The organism is Burkholderia sp. B21-005, assembly GCF_020843965.1.
Taxonomy (GTDB): Bacteria; Pseudomonadota; Gammaproteobacteria; order Burkholderiales; family Burkholderiaceae; genus Burkholderia; species Burkholderia ambifaria.
Genome location: NZ_CP086301.1, coordinates 2,820,715 through 2,835,422 on the forward strand (window position 1 = coordinate 2,820,715; position 14,708 = coordinate 2,835,422).

Sequence of the window (14,708 nt, forward strand, 5' to 3'; positions counted from 1 at the left end):
AGGGGCATCGGTAAAATGGCAAACAGTCCGCAATTATAGCGAGTGCCCGCGCGCAAGCCGGGCGCTTGCATCTCAAGGGAGAATGCCATGCCATCGTTCGACGTCGTTTCCGAAGCGAACATGATCGAAGTGAAGAACGCCATCGAGCAGTCGAACAAGGAAATTTCGACGCGCTTCGACTTCAAGGGCTCCGACGCGCGTGTCGAGCAGAAGGAGCGCGAGCTGACGCTGTTCGCCGACGACGATTTCAAGCTCGGTCAGGTCAAGGACGTGCTGATCAACAAGCTCGCGAAGCGCAACGTCGACGTGCGCTTCCTCGACTACGGCAAGGTCGAGAAGATCGGCGGCGACAAGGTCAAGCAGATCGTCACCGTGAAGAAAGGCGTGACGGGCGACCTCGCGAAGAAGATCGTCAGGCTCGTGAAAGACAGCAAGATCAAGGTGCAGGCGAGCATCCAGGGCGACGCGGTACGCGTGACCGGCACGAAGCGCGACGACCTGCAGAGCGTGATCGCGATGCTGCGCAAGGACGTGACCGACACCCCGCTCGACTTCAACAACTTCCGCGACTGATCGACGCCGTCGACCGGTCACTCCGCGCCGCCGGGCCCCGCATGCGGGATGCCCCGGCGGGCGGCGACAGCAGCACCCCCTTCCTCAGAGCTTCCCGCCGTCCTGCGCGCCGCCGTCGGCCGCGGCCTTCTTCTTGTCGCCGATCCGGCTTTCCTGCCCCGCCAGCAGCTTCGAGATGTTGCCGCGGTGACGCCACACGAGCAGCACGCTCATCGCGAGCACGGCCCACGCGACCGGGTTGTGGCTCGTGCCGAACAGGAACACGTCGAACAGCGGTGCGAACACGGCCGCCACCAGCGCCGCGAGCGACGAATAGCGGAAGAAGAACGCGACGATCAGCCAGGTCAGCGCGGTCGCGAGCCCGAGCACCGGGTGCACCGCGAGCAGCACGCCGGCCGCGGTCGCGACGCCCTTGCCGCCCTGGAAGCGGAAGAACACCGGATACAGGTGGCCAAGGAACACGGCGATCGCGACCCACGCGACGGCGACGTCGGGCAGCCCGAAGTGCCGCGCGAGCCAGACGGCGAGCCAGCCCTTGAACGCGTCGCCGACGAGCGTCAGGATCGCGGCCTTCTTGTTGCCGCTGCGCAGCACGTTGGTCGCGCCGGGATTCTTCGACCCGTACGAACGGGGATCGGCCAGGCCCATCGCGGCGCTGACGACGACGGCGAACGACACCGAACCGATCAGGTAGGCAACAAGTGCGGCGAGCAGGATCTGCATGCGGAGAACTCTTCTTTCAACGTATCGGTGAAGGGGCGGCCGGGCGCGGCATGCCGGCCGGTTGCGGCAGGTGCCGTCGCGGCGAACCGCCGGCAGGCCATGGCGGCCGGCCGTGCGGGCCGACCGGCCGAAACGGCGCCCATTCTACCGAACGCGCACGGCCTGCCACGAAGGTGAAACCCTCAGTCGACGCTCGCGCACTGCACGGACATCGCGCCGAGCAGCGTCGTGAGCACCACCGGCGCGAGGCTGACGAGATAGCCGCGGCGGCCGCCGTTCAGGTAGATCGTCGGCAATTCGAGGATGGTCGACTCGACGTACACGGGCATCGGCTTGCGCGTGCCGAACGGCGACGTGCCGCCCACCAGGTAGCCGGAATGGCGGTTCGCGACGTCGGGCTTGCACGGCTCGACGCGCTTCGCGCCGATCTGCCGCGCGAGGTTCTTGGTCGATACCGTGCGGTCGCCGTGCATCAGCACGATCAGCGGCTTTGCATGCTCGTCCTCCATCACGAGCGTCTTCACGACGCTGTGTTCGTCGACGCCGAGCTGGCGCGCCGACTCGCCGGTGCCGCCGTGCTCGACGTAATCGTACGGATGCTCGCCGAATGCGACACCGTGGCGACGCAGCAGCTGGGTCGCGGGTGTCTCGGACACGTGTCTGGATTTGCTCATGGCGGCATTTTAATGGCGAACGACCAGCGGGCGCGCGCGCCATCGCCCCTGCGCGTGCTCGCGGTGGGTTGCGGCGCGCCGACGGTATACTCGCGGCCCTTTTGTTCCGGACGGGCGCGCCGGTCGCCGCAGCGCGCCCGTCCATCATCATTGCGGACTTCGCGAAGTGCCATTGACCGAATGGCCGATTGTGGCGCGCCCGCCGTCATGGCACGATCGTTCGTAAAACTCGCCGCGCCACCGCCCGGCCCATCTTCTGGAGACGCCATGTCCTCGCCTGCCCGCTCATCCGCGCCGCTCGACGTCGCGGCACTGCTCGCCGCGTTGCCCGGCCGCATCGCCGACGTGCCCGCCCGCTGGGCCGCGCACGCGCCCGCGCATCCGGCGCTGATCGAGGACGCGCGCCGCCTGTCGTACGGCGAGCTGGCGCAAGCCGTCGATGCTGCCGCCGAGCGGCTCGCGCGCCTGGGCGTGCGCGGGGGCGATCGCGTGATGATCGTCGCGGAAAACAGCGTCGCGCAGATCGTGCTGCTGTTCGCGGTCGCGCGCGTCGACGCATGGGCGCTCGTGTCGAACGCGCGGCTGTCGGCCAGCGAACTCGATGCGATCGCCGCGCACGCGCGCCCGAAGCTGATCGCGTTCGCAACGGAAGCGTCGCCCGACGCGCACACGCACGCGGCGCGCCACGACGCGACGCCCGCCGACGCGCTGCCGGTCGACATCGGCGCGTGGTCGTACCGCGTCGATCCGAGCGCGCCCGACGAACCGGTGGCGGCCGACGGCGCCGCCCAATGCGCGGCGCTGATCTACACGACCGGCACGACGGGCACGCCGAAAGGCGTGATGCTGTCGCATCGCAACCTGCTGTTCATCGCCGCGATGTCGAGCACGCTGCGCCGCGTGTCGCCCGACGACGTCGTCTATACGGTGCTGCCCGTGTCGCACGTGTACGGGCTCGCGTCGGTCTGCCTCGGCAGCCTGTACGCGGGCGCGACGCTGCGGCTCGCGCCGCGCTTCTCGCCGGAGGCCGTGCGCGTCGCGCTCGCCGACGAAGGCGTGACGATCTTCCAGGGCGTGCCCGCGATGCACGCGAAGCTGCTCGAGCACCTGCACACGCACGCGCACGCATGGCGCGCGCCGCGGCTGCGCTTCGCGTATTCGGGCGGCTCGCCGCTCGACGCCGACCTGAAGGCGCGCGTCGAGCACGTGTACGGCGTGCCGCTGCACAACGGCTACGGGATGACCGAGAGCAGCCCGACGATCACGCAGACGCCGCTCGACGCACCGCGTACCGACTGCTCGGTCGGCGTGCCGATCCCGGGCGTGGAGATGCGGATCGTCGCACCGGACGGCACCGACGTGCCGCAGGGCGAAGTGGGCGAAATCCGCGTGCGCGGGCCGAACGTGATGCTCGGCTACTACCGCAACGCGGATGCGACACGCGCGGCCGTGTCGCCCGACGGCTGGCTCGGCACCGGCGATCTCGCGCGCCAGGAAGCGGACGGCTCGGTGACGATCGCGGGCCGCAGCAAGGAGTTGATCATCCGCTCGGGCTTCAACGTGTATCCGGTCGAGGTCGAACAGGTGCTGAACGCGCACCCGGACGTCGTGCAGGCGGCCGTCGTGGGCCGCGCGGTCGAGGGCAACGAGGAAGTGCTCGCGTTCGTCGAGCTGGTGCCGGGCGCGAGCGCGACCGAGGCCGCGCTGCAGGCGTGGTGCGCGCAACGGCTCGCGCCTTACAAGCGCCCTGCGCGGATTCGCGTGCTCGATGCGCTGCCGGCCGCTTCGACGGGCAAGGTGCTGAAGCACAAGCTGCGCGAACTCGCGTAACGCGCGGCGCCGGTCGCATGCCGCGCACGGGCCAGCGCACGCACCGTGCTAGCCGCGCGGATGGTGCTGCGCGTGCAGCGTCTTGAGCCGCTCGCGCGCGACGTGCGTGTAGATCTGCGTGGTCGAGATATCGCTGTGGCCAAGCAGCAGCTGCACGACGCGCAGGTCGGCGCCGTGGTTCAGCAGGTGCGTCGCGAACGCGTGTCGCAGCGTATGCGGCGACAGGTGCGCGCGCACGTCGGCCTGCTGCGCGTGGCGCTTGATGATGTTCCAGAACTGCTGGCGCGTCATCCCGTCGCCGCGCGCGGTCACGAACAGCGCGTCGGCCGCGCGTGCGCCGAGCAGCGCCGGCCGCGCGTTGCGCAGGTAGCGCTCGATCCAGCCGTGCGCGACTTCGCCGAACGGCACGAGCCGCTCCTTCGAGCCCTTGCCCATCACGCGCACGACGCCCTCGTTGAGCCCGACCTCGACGGTCTTCAGCGTGACGAGCTCGCTCACGCGCAGCCCGCTCGCATACATCAGCTCGAGCATCGTGCGATCGCGCAGGCCGAGCGGCGTGCCGACGTCGGGCGCACCGAGCAGCGCCTCGACCTGCGCCTCGGACAGCGTCGACGGAAACCGCGCGGCCTGCTTCGCCGACGTGATCCGCAGCGTCGGGTCCGCGCTCGCGTGATGCTCGCGCACGGCCCAGCCGTAATAGCGACGGAACACCGACAAGCGCCGGTTCGACGACGTCGCCTTGCCGTCGCTGCGCGCGGCGATGTAGCCGGTCAACATCGCTTCGTCGGCCGAGTCGAGCGGCGCGTCGTGCGTCGCGGCCAGCCATTGCGAAAACAGCACCAGATCGCGCCGGTACGCATCGAGCGTATTGCGCGCGAGCCCGTGCTCGAGCCACAGCGCATCGCAGAACACGTCGATCGACGCGCGGCTCGCGAGCAGCGCGGGCGATGCGGCCGCCGCGTCGCCGTCGGTGTCGGTGTCGGACGCGGAGTCGGGGGAAAGCAGCGATTCACTCATCGGTACAGCACGCCCTCATGCGCCAGCAGCCAGCGCTTTACTTTCTGGTAATAGCCATTGTCGTCGTGGTTCGCGAAGCCGCCGAGGCCGCCGGCCGCGACGACGCGATGGCACGGAATCACGAGCGGGAAATAATTCGCGCCGCACGCCTGGCCGACCGCGCGCGGCGCGCTGCCGATCCGCTTCGCGACCTGTCCGTAGGTCAGCACCGTGCCCGGCGCAATGTCGCTAATCACGTTCCACACGCGATGCTGGAATGCGCTGCCGACGTCGGCGAGCGGCAGGTCGAAGCGGGCCGATGCACGCTCGAAATAGCGTTCGATCTGCTCGACCGCGCGCCGCGCGAGCGGCGAATCCGGCTCGACCGACTTGACCGACTCGGGCAGATAGACGATCTCGCGCACCACCGCGGCGTCGGTGCGGATGCCGACCTTGCCGAACGGTGCGTCGATGACAGCGTTGAACATGAGCTTCTTCTCCCCGATGAAACGCGCGCCGCCGCCGCGCGCCGACGATACTTTACGCCGCGTTCATGCGGCACGCAGCGCCCATTCGACATGCTCGCGCACGATCGGCGACGGATCGTCGGCCCGGGCGCGCAACGCGGCGATGATCGCGTCGCGCGCATCGGGCGCGAGCCGGTCGGCCGGCGCGCGCAATGCATTGCCGAGCCCGACCGCGAGATTGCGCAGCCAGCTTTCATGGCCGATGCGCCGGATCGCGCTGCCCTGCATCCGCGTATCGAACGTGTCGGCATCCCAGCCGAACAGTTCGACGAGCGTCGCGCGGTCGAGCCCGTTCCGCACGTCGAAATCGGCGACGGGCGCGGCCTGCGCGAACTTGTTCCACGGACATACGAGCTGGCAGTCGTCGCAGCCGTACACGCGGTTGCCGATCATCGGCCTCAGCGGCTCCGGAATGCTGCCTTTCAGTTCGATCGTCAGGTACGAGATGCAGCGGCGCGCGTCGACGCGATACGGCTCGACGATCGCGCCGGTCGGGCATGCATCGATGCAGCGCGTGCAGCTGCCGCAGTGCGCGCCGGGCGTCTCGGGCGCGACGTCGGGCGCCGTTTGCGCGTCGGTCGGCAGCGGAACGTCGACGTAGATTTCGCCGAGGAAGAACAGCGAACCCGCGTCGCGCTGCAGCAACAGCGTGTGCTTGCCGCGCCAGCCGACACCGGCCTTCTGCGCGAGCTCGACCTCGAGCACCGGCGCCGAATCGGTGAACACGCGGTAGCCGAATGCGCCGATCTCGTGCTCGATGCGCTCCGCGAGCGTCTGCAGCCGGTTGCGCAGCACCTTGTGATAGTCGCGGCCGCGTGCGTAGATCGACACGACCGCCGCCTGCGGATCGTCCAGGCGCGCGCGCTCACGGGCGCGCCAGTCGTGCGGAACGAGTGCGCCGGAGGCTGCATCGGGCGCGTCGGCCGCGAGCGTTTGGGCCGGCAGATAGGCGAGCCGCGCGGAGATCACACGTCGCGTACCGGCCACAAGTTCGGCCGGCCGCGCGCGTTTCGTCCCGTGTTTCGCCATATAATCCATTTCGCCGTGGTACCCGGCTTCCAGCCAGGCGGCGAGGCCTGCTTCGGCATCCGAGAGATCGGTATCGCTGATGCCGATCGCCCCGAAACCCAATTCGCGCCCCCACGCCTTGATGCGAGTGGCGAGCGCAGTCAACGTCGCATCATCGAGCGCGCACGGCGCCACGCCTTCGGTACGAGTCGAAGGCCTGTCGGATGCGGCGAGTTCCGGTAAGCGGTTCATCGCACTATTTTACGAGAATGCCAGCCACGTCCCATACGCCTCATGCCGACACGCTGCCCGCCCCGCTCGCGGAGCGCGTGATCGCACTCGCCGACGAAGCGGCGACCGAGGCCTTCGGCGCCCGCTTCGCGCACGCGCTCGACGCGGCGCGCGGCGAACTCGCCCGCGCGCACGCGTTCGACGGGCTGCAGATCCAGCTGATCGGCGACCTCGGCGCGGGCAAGACGACCCTCGTGCGCGCGATCCTGCGCGGCCTCGGCCATCCGGGACGCGTGCGCAGCCCGACCTATACGCTCGTCGAGCCGTATGCATTCGCACGCGACGATGGGGAACTTGAGGTCTATCACTTCGATCTGTATCGATTCAACGATCCGGCCGAATGGTCCGACGCGGGCTTTCGCGAATATTTCAATTCCAGCGCGATCTGCCTCGTCGAATGGCCGCAACAGGCGGGCACCCTGCTCGGCGTGCCCGATCTGGTTTTCTCGCTCGACGTGGATGGCGACGGTCGCGCCCTCACCGTCCGGGCGTTCAGCGCTTCAGGAAAGGCATGTCTCGAAAGATGTTGATCAAACCGTTCCGCTCGATCGAATCGGCGGCCACCGCGACGCACAACTGGCGGCGCCGCCAGATCCTGCGCGCGGGCGCGTCGACGCTGGTGCTCGGTCTCGCCGCGCCGCGGCTCGCGCACGCGTCGTCGGTGCTCGGCGTGCGCGTGTGGCCCGCGCGCGATTACACGCGCGTCACGATCGAATCCGACCAGCCGCTGCAGAATAGCCAACAGCTGTTGCAGGGCCCCGACCGGCTCGTCGTCGACCTGAGCGGGCTCGATCTCGATCAGGCCCTGCGCGACCTCGTGTCGAAGATCGCGCCGAACGATCCGCAGATCCAGTCGGTGCGCGTCGGCCAGTACCAGCCGCACGTCGTGCGGATGGTGTTCGACCTGAAAGGCTCGGTGAAGCCGCAAGTGTTCACGCTGCCGCCGGTGGGTACCTACAAGTACCGGCTCGTGTTCGACCTGTATCCGGCCGTCGCGCCCGATCCGCTGTCCGACCTGATCGCGCAGACGGAACGCAAGGAACAGGCGCTCAACGACACCGCGCGCGCGCAGCAGATGCAGCCGCCGACCTCGCTCGCGGGCCCGGCCGCGCCGTCGGCGCCCGCCGCGGGCGACAACACCGACGCGTTCTTCCAGCGCTTCGCGCAGAACACGCCGGCCACGCCGCGCACGCCGCCGGCCGCCGCGACGCCCTCCACGCCCGCGAAGCCGACCGTCAAGCCGCCGCCCGTCATCGCGCGCCGCGACGACAGCGACGACGACGGCGACACCTACAAGTTCACCGCACCGAAATCCGGCAAGGGCGGCACCATGCGCCTGCTGACGGTCGCGATCGATCCGGGCCACGGCGGCGAGGATCCGGGCGCGATCGGCGGCGGCGGCACGTACGAGAAGCACATCGCGCTCGACATCGCGAAGAAGCTGCGCGCGAAGATCGACGGCGCACCGAACATGCGCGCGATGATGACGCGCGACGCCGACTTCTTCGTGCCGCTGAACGTGCGCGTGCAGAAGGCGCGCCGCGTCGGCGCCGACCTGTTCGTGTCGATCCACGCGGATGCGTTCACGACGCCGTCCGCGCGCGGCTCGTCGGTGTTCGCGCTGTCCGACCACGGCGCGACGAGCGCCGCGGCACGCTGGATGGCGAACAAGGAGAATTCGTCGGACCTGATCGGCGGCATCAACATCAAGACGCAGGACGCCGCCGTGAGCCGCGCGCTGTTCGACATGTCGACGACCGCGCAGATCCGTGATTCGCTGCGCTACGGCGGCTACGTGCTGAAGGAAGTCGGCGGCATCAACAAGCTGCACAAGGGCTCGGTCGAGCAGGCCGGATTCGCGGTGCTGAAGGCGCCCGACATTCCGTCGATCCTCGTCGAGACCGCGTTCATCAGCAACCCGGAAGAGGAGAGCCGGCTGAACGACGAAAGCTATCGCGACCAGATGGCCGACGCGATCTTCCGCGGCATCAAGCGTTACTTCGCCGCGAACCCACCGCTCGCGAAGAACCGGATGGCCTGACGCACGGCCGCCCGCTCTTCCCCACCGCCGGCACGCGCTGCGTGCCGGCCCGTCACGACGCCGCGAAGCGGCGCACCAGCTTCCCACCGAATACGTTCACTGCGAGCCCGCCCATCACGAGCGCGGCGCCCGCCAGCTGCGCGCGCGTCAGGTGTTCGTCGAGCAGCAGCGCCGACGACGCGAGTCCGACGATCGGCACCAGCAGCGAGAACTGCGCGACCTGCGCGGCCGGATAGCGCGACATCAGGCGGCTCCACAAGCCGTAGCCGAGCAGCGTCGCGACGAACGCGAGATAGACGACCGCGAAGATCGACGCGCCGTTCAGTCCGGCCAGCGCGGCGCCGATCCGCTGCGGCCCCTCGAACCACAGCGACAGCAGGAAGAACGGCACGGGCGGCACGAGGCTCGCCCACACGACCAGCGACACGAGGTTCGCACGGCCAACCTTCTTCGTGACGATATTGCCGATCGCCCACATCGCGGCCGAGCAGATGGTCAGCAGGAAGCCGGCGAGCGTCATCGCGCGGCCGCCCTGCGCCGCGATCACGACGAGCCCGGCCGCGGCGATCGCGAGCCCGATCAGGTTCTGCATGCGCAGCCGCTCGCCGAGGAACAGCATCGCGAACACGAGCGTGAAGAACGCCTGCGACTGCAACACGAGCGACGCGAGACCGGCCGGCATGCCGACGTACATGCCGGTGAACAGGAACACGAACTGGCCGAGCTGGATCGTCGCGCCGTACAGGATCAGCATGCGCCACGGAATCTGCGGCCGGCGGACGAAAAACACCGCGGGCACGGCCGCGAGCGTGAAGCGCAGCGCGCCGAGCAGCATCGGCGGCATGCCGTGCAGCCCGACCTTGATCACGACGAAGTTCACGCCCCACGCCAGAATCACGACCAGCGCGAGCAGCAAGTCCTTCGGGGCCATCATCGGCGTCTCCTCGATTTGAATGGTTGTTCCGAAGCGGCTCAGTCTACCGGGTTCCGCCGCCCGGCCCGATACCCGCGCGGCGCGCATGGAATCGGCCACGTGCGGAGCCGCGCGTCGACAGGAAAGCCGCATCGCGCGTGCCCGCTGCGTCCGGTATCGCCAGCCGGCGCATCGCCATGCCCGGTGCGCGCGTCGCCGCCGCGCCGCCAGTACAATGACCGGCATCCCCGCCGTTCGCCACGAGGCCTGTCATGACCGAACCGATCAAAGCCTTGCTGAAGCCGCACATTCGCGACATCGGCAACCTGCAGGTGCGCCGCACACTGCCCGCGCTCGCCGCGCGCCTCGTCGGCCCGTTCATCTTCTTCGATCACATGGGGCCCGCGACGCTGCCGGCCGGCACCGGGCTCGACGTGCGCCCGCACCCGCATATCGGGCTCGCCACCGTCACCTACCTGTTCGACGGTGCGATCCTGCACCGCGACAGCCTCGGCTCGCGGCAGGAGATCGTGCCGGGCGACGTGAACTGGATGACGGCCGGCCGCGGCATCGTCCACTCGGAGCGCACGCCCGACGCGCAGCGGGCGAACGGCCATACGGTGCACGGGATCCAGACCTGGGTCGCGCTGCCCGTCGCCCACGAAACCACCGAGCCGTCGTTCGAGCACCATGCGGCCGACACGCTGCCCAAGCGCGACGAAAACGGCGTGACGCTGACGGTGATCGCCGGCGACGCGTTCGGCCTGCGCTCGCCCGTCACGACGTTCTCGCGCACGCTGTACGTCGCCGCCGAATTCGCGGCCGGCGGCCGCCTCGAACTCGACGCGTCGCACGAGGAGCGCGCGGTCTACGTAGTCGACGGCGACCTGACGATCGACGGCACGCCGGTGCCGGCCGAGCAGATGGCCGTGCTCACGCCGGGCGCGACCGTCACGCTCGCGAGCGGCAACGGCACGCGCGCGATGTTGCTGGGCGGCGACAAGATCGACGGCGAGCGCTTCATCGAATGGAATTTCGTCGCCAGCAGCCGCGACGCGATCGAGCGCGCGAAAGCGGCGTGGACGAACCAGGAAATGGGCAAGGTGCCCGGCGAAACCGAGTGGATTCCGCTGCCCGAATCGAAGCCGCGTTGAAAAAGGCGCGCGCCGCCCCCATCCTGACGACATTCGACTGGAAGAGAACGACATGGACACCACGCTTGCCACTTTCGAGAAAGACGTCATCGAGGCGTCGCTGGACGCCCCCGTGCTGGTCGACTTCTGGGCGCCGTGGTGCGGCCCCTGCAAGACGCTCGGTCCGCTGCTCGAAAAGCTCGAAGCCGACTATCAGGGCCGCTGGAAGCTCGTGAAGGTGAACGTCGACGAGAACCAGGAGCTCGCCGCGCACTTCCAGACGCGCAGCATCCCGCACGTGATCGCGTTCGCCGACGGGCGCCCGGTCGACCAGTTCATCGGCGTGCTGCCGGAAGGCCAGTTGCGCGCGTTCCTCGACCGGCTGCTGCCGGCGCCCGAGGAAGCCGAACGCCGCGCCGCGCAATACGCGATCGCCGAGTCACGCTACGACGATGCGCTCACCCACCTCGAGGCGGCGCTCGCGCTGAACCCCGGTTTCGACGATGCACGGCTTGACCTGATCGAACTGCTGCTCGCGAACAACCAGGTCGATGCCGCGCGCACGGAGGCCGAGCGCCTGTCGCCGCAGACCGTGCAGGGCGCCGACCCGCGCTACCAGGCGATCAAGACCCGTTTCGATGCGCTCGACGCGACGGCCGACCTGCCGCCGACCGACGCGCTCGAAGCGCGTATCGCGGCGAACCCCGCCGATCTCGACGCACGCTTCGACCTCGCGCAGAGCCTGATCGCGCGACGCGCCTACGAAGGCGCGCTCGAGCAGCTGCTGGAAATCGTGTTGCGCGACCGCGTGTATGGCGACGACCTCGGCCGCCGCACGATGCTGTCGGTGTTCGAGCTGGCGGGCGACAGCCCCGAGCTCGTCGCCGCGTGGCGGCGCAAGCTGAGCATGGCGCTCAACTGACGAACGGCCGGCCGGGCCGCAATGGCCCGCAATGGGCCGGCCGTCGCGCCGCGCCATCGCAGCATGCTGCTGCGCGTCGAGCGATTTCCGGATCAGCCCGCGGCCCGCGCCGCGAGCGCGCGCAGCGCATGCGCGGCGGCCGCGAAACCGAAGCTCGCGGTCACGCACACGCTGGAACCGAATCCCGCACAGTTGAGCCCCGCGACATGCGCGGCCGCGGACGGCTCCGCGCCATCCTCGATGTCGCAAGCGGCCGCTTCCGGATAGATCAGCGGCTCGTCCGAATACACGGCGCTGACCTTGAAGCGCGCCTTCGGCCCGCGCGGAAAGCCGTGCTGCTTGCGCAACTGCGCGCGCACCTTCGACAGCAGCGGATCCTGGATCGTCAGCGCGAGATCGTCGATCCGGATGCGCGTCGGGTCGAGCTGCCCGCCCGCGCCGCCGACCGTGACGAGCGGCTGCCCTTTCGCGACGCACCACGCGATCAGCGCGACCTTCGTACGCACGCTGTCGATCGCGTCGATCACGTAGTCGAAGCCGCCGCCGAGCAGCGCATCGAAGTTGTCGGGTTCCGCGAAATCCTCGATCCGGTTCACGCGGCACGCGGGATCGATCAGCGCGATCCGCTCGGCCATCGCATCGACCTTCGGCTTGCCGTAATTGCCGTCGAGCGCGTGGATCTGCCGGTTCGTGTTGCTTTCCGCGACGTTGTCGAGATCGATCAGCGTCAGCGTGCCGATCGCGCTGCGCGCGAGCGCCTCGGCCGTCCACGAACCGACGCCGCCGATGCCGATCACGGCGACATGCGCGCGCTGGAACGCGGCGAGCGCGGGGGCGCCGTACAACCGCGCGATGCCGCCGAAACGGCGTTCGCGATCCACGTCAAGCTGGATTGTCGGGCTCGGGGTAAGATCAGAAGAACTGGGCGGGGCAGCGTCGGGGGCGGACATGGCAGCAAGGAAAACGTAAGCGTACAGCCCTCTATTTTGCCTGAACTCGCCGCCTACACGCGCCACTGTGCACGCACGATTCTCGCGCGTTCGCTATACTGGCCCCGGATTGAAGCGTTTGCATAACATGACAACTCTCGCCGATCTTCGCATCAACTATTCGCGTGCTTCGCTCGACGAAGCCGATGCCGCCCCCGACCCTTTCGCCCAGTTCGATCGCTGGTTCAAGGAGGCGCTCGCCGCCAAGCTTCCGGAGCCGAACACGATGACGCTCGCCACCGTCGGCGACAACGGCCGGCCGTCGGCCCGCATCGTGCTCATCAAGGGTGTCGACGAACGCGGGTTTGTCTTCTTTACCAATTACGAAAGCCGCAAGGGCCGCGATCTCGCCGCCCATCCGTACGCGGCGCTGCTGTTCTACTGGATCGAACTCGAGCGCCAGGTGCGCATCGAAGGCCGGATCGAGAAAACCAGCACTGACGAAAGCGACCGTTATTTCGCGTCGCGCCCGCTCGGCTCGCGCATCGGTGCGTGGGCATCCGAGCAGAGCGCCGTGATCGACAGCCGCGCGACGCTCGAAGCGCGCGAGAAGGCTGTGGCCGAACGCTACGGCGAGAATCCGCCGCGCCCGCCGCAGTGGGGCGGCTATCGCGTCGTACCCGACGCGATCGAATTCTGGCAGGGCCGCCCGTCGCGGCTGCACGATCGCCTGCTCTACACGCGCGACGCCGCGGCGGCGCCAGGCTGGACCCTCTCGCGCCTGTCGCCGTAAGCAAGGCTGCGGCAGCGGCGCCGGCGCACGCCGGTCGTGTCTCGTGTTGCATCCGGGCGCCCGCCTCGCGAGGAGCGGGCGCCGGTCAAGATACTTGGCTGTATTCGATTCAACGAACAAACGGAGAATCCAAATGTTCTGGGAAAAGAAGCTGGCACAGTGGGCGGACGAAGTACGGGCGAAGGCGAACATACCGGCGCGCCTCGTGCTGTGGAACGGCGATCAACTCGATTTCGGCACCTTCAGCGCGCCGCAGGTCACGCTGAAGGTCAACAGCGCGTCCGCGTTGCCGCTCCTGCTCGAACCGAGCCTCGACAATCTCGGCGAGGCGTACGTGAAGGGCAAGATCGACATCGAGGGCAGGCTGTCGGACATCATCAACATCAGCTACTCGCTCGCGCGCAGCACCGTCACCAGCGCCAGCAAGCTCGCGCGCGTGAAGCGCTACTTCAATCATACGAAGAACACCGACAGGAAGGCGATCCAGTATCACTACGACGTCTCGAACGAGTTCTACCAGCTGTGGCTCGACGAGAACATGGTGTACTCGTGCGCGTACTTCGAGAACGGCGACGAGGATCTGGCCACCGCGCAGATCAAGAAGATCGACCACATCCTGACCAAGATCCAGCTCGAGCCCGGCCAGCGCCTGCTCGACATCGGCTGCGGCTGGGGCGCGCTCGTGCTGCGCGCCGCGCAGAAGTTCGGCGCGACCTGTCTGGGCGTGACGCTGTCGCAGAACCAGTTCGATCTCGCGACCGCACGTGTGAAGGCTGCCGGGCTCGAGGACAAGATCGAGATCCGCCTGCAGGACTATCGCGAGATCGACGGGCAGTTCGACCGCATCACGAGCGTCGGGATGTTCGAGCACGTCGGCCGCAAGAATCTGCCGCTCTATTTCTCGCGCGTGCATGACCTGCTGACCGACGACGGCATCGCGATGAACCACGGGATCACGTCGACCGACGCCGAAAGCGGCGAGACGGCGCTCGGCGGCGGCGAATTCATCGACCGCTACGTGTTTCCGGACGGCGAGCTGCCGCACATCAGCCTCGCGCTCGAAGCGGCGCAGCGCGGCGGGCTCGAGGCGATTGACGTCGAAAGCCTGCGGCGGCACTATGCGCGCACGCTCGAGATCTGGACCGAGAACTTCGAGGCGAAGGCGGACGAGGCGCGCGCGCTCGTCGACGACGAAAAATTCCGCATCTGGCGCGTGTACCTCGCCGGTTGCGCGTATGCATTCGAGCACGACGACGTGTCGATCTTCCAGATCGTGTGCCGCAAGGCCGGACGCAGCGCGAAAACGCTGCCGTGGTCGCGGCGCTATATGTACGAACACACGCTGCCGCGCTAGG

The 14,708-nt window shown here is 68.6% G+C and carries 15 protein-coding genes; 8 read left to right on the top strand and 7 right to left on the bottom strand.

Annotated elements, in window-relative coordinates:
- The first annotated feature begins 87 nt into the window (after positions 1-87).
- Positions 88-573, top strand: a complete 486-nt coding sequence (locus LMA02_RS13155) for a YajQ family cyclic di-GMP-binding protein (protein WP_012364548.1) — start codon at positions 88-90, stop codon at positions 571-573.
- Between the two features lie 84 nt (positions 574-657).
- On the opposite strand, the gene plsY is transcribed toward LMA02_RS13155, so the two are convergent.
- On the bottom strand, positions 658-1,296 hold the full coding sequence (gene plsY, locus LMA02_RS13160) for a glycerol-3-phosphate 1-O-acyltransferase PlsY (RefSeq protein ID WP_175723344.1): 639 nt from the start codon (positions 1,294-1,296) through the stop codon (positions 658-660).
- 182 nt (positions 1,297-1,478) lie between these two features.
- Positions 1,479-1,970, bottom strand: coding sequence for a Cys-tRNA(Pro) deacylase (gene ybaK / locus LMA02_RS13165; RefSeq protein WP_228905401.1), 492 nt, complete (start codon positions 1,968-1,970; stop codon positions 1,479-1,481).
- A gap of 267 nt (positions 1,971-2,237) precedes the next feature.
- Between ybaK and LMA02_RS13170 the strand changes: the two genes are divergently transcribed.
- The gene (locus tag LMA02_RS13170) at positions 2,238-3,800 is read left to right on the top strand and encodes a class I adenylate-forming enzyme family protein (protein WP_228905407.1); all 1,563 of its coding nucleotides are present in this window, start codon (positions 2,238-2,240) and stop codon (positions 3,798-3,800) included.
- A gap of 48 nt (positions 3,801-3,848) precedes the next feature.
- Here the strand turns inward: LMA02_RS13170 and xerD are convergent, their stop codons facing one another.
- The 3 genes from xerD to queG form a co-directional block, all read right to left on the bottom strand.
- Complete coding sequence (gene xerD, locus LMA02_RS13175) at positions 3,849-4,817, bottom strand: site-specific tyrosine recombinase XerD (RefSeq protein ID WP_228905409.1); 969 nt, start codon at positions 4,815-4,817, stop codon at positions 3,849-3,851.
- A complete protein-coding gene (locus tag LMA02_RS13180) occupies positions 4,814-5,284 on the bottom strand; it encodes a methylated-DNA--[protein]-cysteine S-methyltransferase (protein ID WP_228905416.1) in 471 nt (156 codons plus the stop codon). The genes xerD and LMA02_RS13180 overlap by 4 nt, the downstream gene beginning before the upstream one ends.
- 63 nt (positions 5,285-5,347) lie before the next feature.
- Complete coding sequence (gene queG / locus LMA02_RS13185) at positions 5,348-6,583, bottom strand: tRNA epoxyqueuosine(34) reductase QueG (RefSeq protein WP_228905418.1); 1,236 nt, start codon at positions 6,581-6,583, stop codon at positions 5,348-5,350.
- 17 nt (positions 6,584-6,600) lie between these two features.
- Here queG and LMA02_RS13190 point away from each other — a divergent pair, with 17 nt between their 5' ends.
- Together LMA02_RS13190 and LMA02_RS13195 are read left to right on the top strand one after the other, a co-directional pair.
- Positions 6,601-7,152, top strand: coding sequence for a bifunctional tRNA (adenosine(37)-N6)-threonylcarbamoyltransferase complex ATPase subunit type 1 TsaE/phosphotransferase (locus LMA02_RS13190; RefSeq protein ID WP_012364555.1), 552 nt, complete (start codon positions 6,601-6,603; stop codon positions 7,150-7,152).
- The gene (locus LMA02_RS13195) at positions 7,134-8,663 is read left to right on the top strand and encodes an N-acetylmuramoyl-L-alanine amidase (protein ID WP_228905420.1); all 1,530 of its coding nucleotides are present in this window, start codon (positions 7,134-7,136) and stop codon (positions 8,661-8,663) included. Before LMA02_RS13190 ends, LMA02_RS13195 begins: the two co-directional genes overlap by 19 nt.
- A 52-nt stretch (positions 8,664-8,715) precedes the next feature.
- Here the strand turns inward: LMA02_RS13195 and LMA02_RS13200 are convergent, their stop codons facing one another.
- Positions 8,716-9,594, bottom strand: coding sequence for an EamA family transporter (locus LMA02_RS13200; RefSeq protein WP_228907638.1), 879 nt, complete (start codon positions 9,592-9,594; stop codon positions 8,716-8,718).
- 254 nt (positions 9,595-9,848) lie between these two features.
- Here LMA02_RS13200 and LMA02_RS13205 point away from each other — a divergent pair, with 254 nt between their 5' ends.
- Together LMA02_RS13205 and trxA are read left to right on the top strand one after the other, a co-directional pair.
- Entirely contained in the window at positions 9,849-10,730 is an 882-nt protein-coding gene (locus tag LMA02_RS13205; protein ID WP_228905422.1) for a pirin family protein, read from the top strand.
- A gap of 52 nt (positions 10,731-10,782) precedes the next feature.
- Positions 10,783-11,631 (top strand): thioredoxin, encoded by an 849-nt coding sequence (gene trxA / locus LMA02_RS13210; RefSeq protein WP_228905425.1) that lies wholly within the window; start codon positions 10,783-10,785, stop codon positions 11,629-11,631.
- A gap of 92 nt (positions 11,632-11,723) precedes the next feature.
- Here the strand turns inward: trxA and tcdA are convergent, their stop codons facing one another.
- Entirely contained in the window at positions 11,724-12,581 is an 858-nt protein-coding gene (gene tcdA / locus LMA02_RS13215; RefSeq protein WP_228905426.1) for a tRNA cyclic N6-threonylcarbamoyladenosine(37) synthase TcdA, read from the bottom strand.
- 127 nt (positions 12,582-12,708) lie between these two features.
- Here tcdA and pdxH point away from each other — a divergent pair, with 127 nt between their 5' ends.
- Both pdxH and LMA02_RS13225 read left to right on the top strand, forming a co-directional pair.
- Positions 12,709-13,353, top strand: a complete 645-nt coding sequence (gene pdxH, locus LMA02_RS13220) for a pyridoxamine 5'-phosphate oxidase (RefSeq protein ID WP_228905428.1) — start codon at positions 12,709-12,711, stop codon at positions 13,351-13,353.
- 133 nt (positions 13,354-13,486) lie between these two features.
- Complete coding sequence (locus LMA02_RS13225; RefSeq protein WP_228905430.1) at positions 13,487-14,707, top strand: SAM-dependent methyltransferase; 1,221 nt, start codon at positions 13,487-13,489, stop codon at positions 14,705-14,707.
- Position 14,708: the final 1 nt, after the last annotated feature.

Bases quoted from the DNA above. Each gene is read 5' to 3' on its own strand.
- LMA02_RS13155 (WP_012364548.1), top strand. From the start codon at position 88: ATGCCATCGTTCGACGTCGTTTCCGAAGCGAACATGATCGAAGTGAAG.
- LMA02_RS13170 (WP_228905407.1), top strand. From the start codon at position 2,238: ATGTCCTCGCCTGCCCGCTCATCCGCGCCGCTCGACGTCGCGGCACTG.
- LMA02_RS13225 (WP_228905430.1), top strand. From the start codon at position 13,487: ATGTTCTGGGAAAAGAAGCTGGCACAGTGGGCGGACGAAGTACGGGCG.
- queG (WP_228905418.1), bottom strand. From the start codon at position 6,583: ATGAACCGCTTACCGGAACTCGCCGCATCCGACAGGCCTTCGACTCGT.
- LMA02_RS13190 (WP_012364555.1), top strand. From the start codon at position 6,601: ATGCCAGCCACGTCCCATACGCCTCATGCCGACACGCTGCCCGCCCCG.
- xerD (WP_228905409.1), bottom strand. From the start codon at position 4,817: ATGAGTGAATCGCTGCTTTCCCCCGACTCCGCGTCCGACACCGACACC.
- LMA02_RS13200 (WP_228907638.1), bottom strand. From the start codon at position 9,594: ATGGCCCCGAAGGACTTGCTGCTCGCGCTGGTCGTGATTCTGGCGTGG.
- trxA (WP_228905425.1), top strand. From the start codon at position 10,783: ATGGACACCACGCTTGCCACTTTCGAGAAAGACGTCATCGAGGCGTCG.
- LMA02_RS13205 (WP_228905422.1), top strand. From the start codon at position 9,849: ATGACCGAACCGATCAAAGCCTTGCTGAAGCCGCACATTCGCGACATC.
- ybaK (WP_228905401.1), bottom strand. From the start codon at position 1,970: ATGAGCAAATCCAGACACGTGTCCGAGACACCCGCGACCCAGCTGCTG.
- pdxH (WP_228905428.1), top strand. From the start codon at position 12,709: ATGACAACTCTCGCCGATCTTCGCATCAACTATTCGCGTGCTTCGCTC.
- LMA02_RS13180 (WP_228905416.1), bottom strand. From the start codon at position 5,284: ATGTTCAACGCTGTCATCGACGCACCGTTCGGCAAGGTCGGCATCCGC.
- plsY (WP_175723344.1), bottom strand. From the start codon at position 1,296: ATGCAGATCCTGCTCGCCGCACTTGTTGCCTACCTGATCGGTTCGGTG.
- tcdA (WP_228905426.1), bottom strand. From the start codon at position 12,581: ATGTCCGCCCCCGACGCTGCCCCGCCCAGTTCTTCTGATCTTACCCCG.
- LMA02_RS13195 (WP_228905420.1), top strand. From the start codon at position 7,134: ATGTCTCGAAAGATGTTGATCAAACCGTTCCGCTCGATCGAATCGGCG.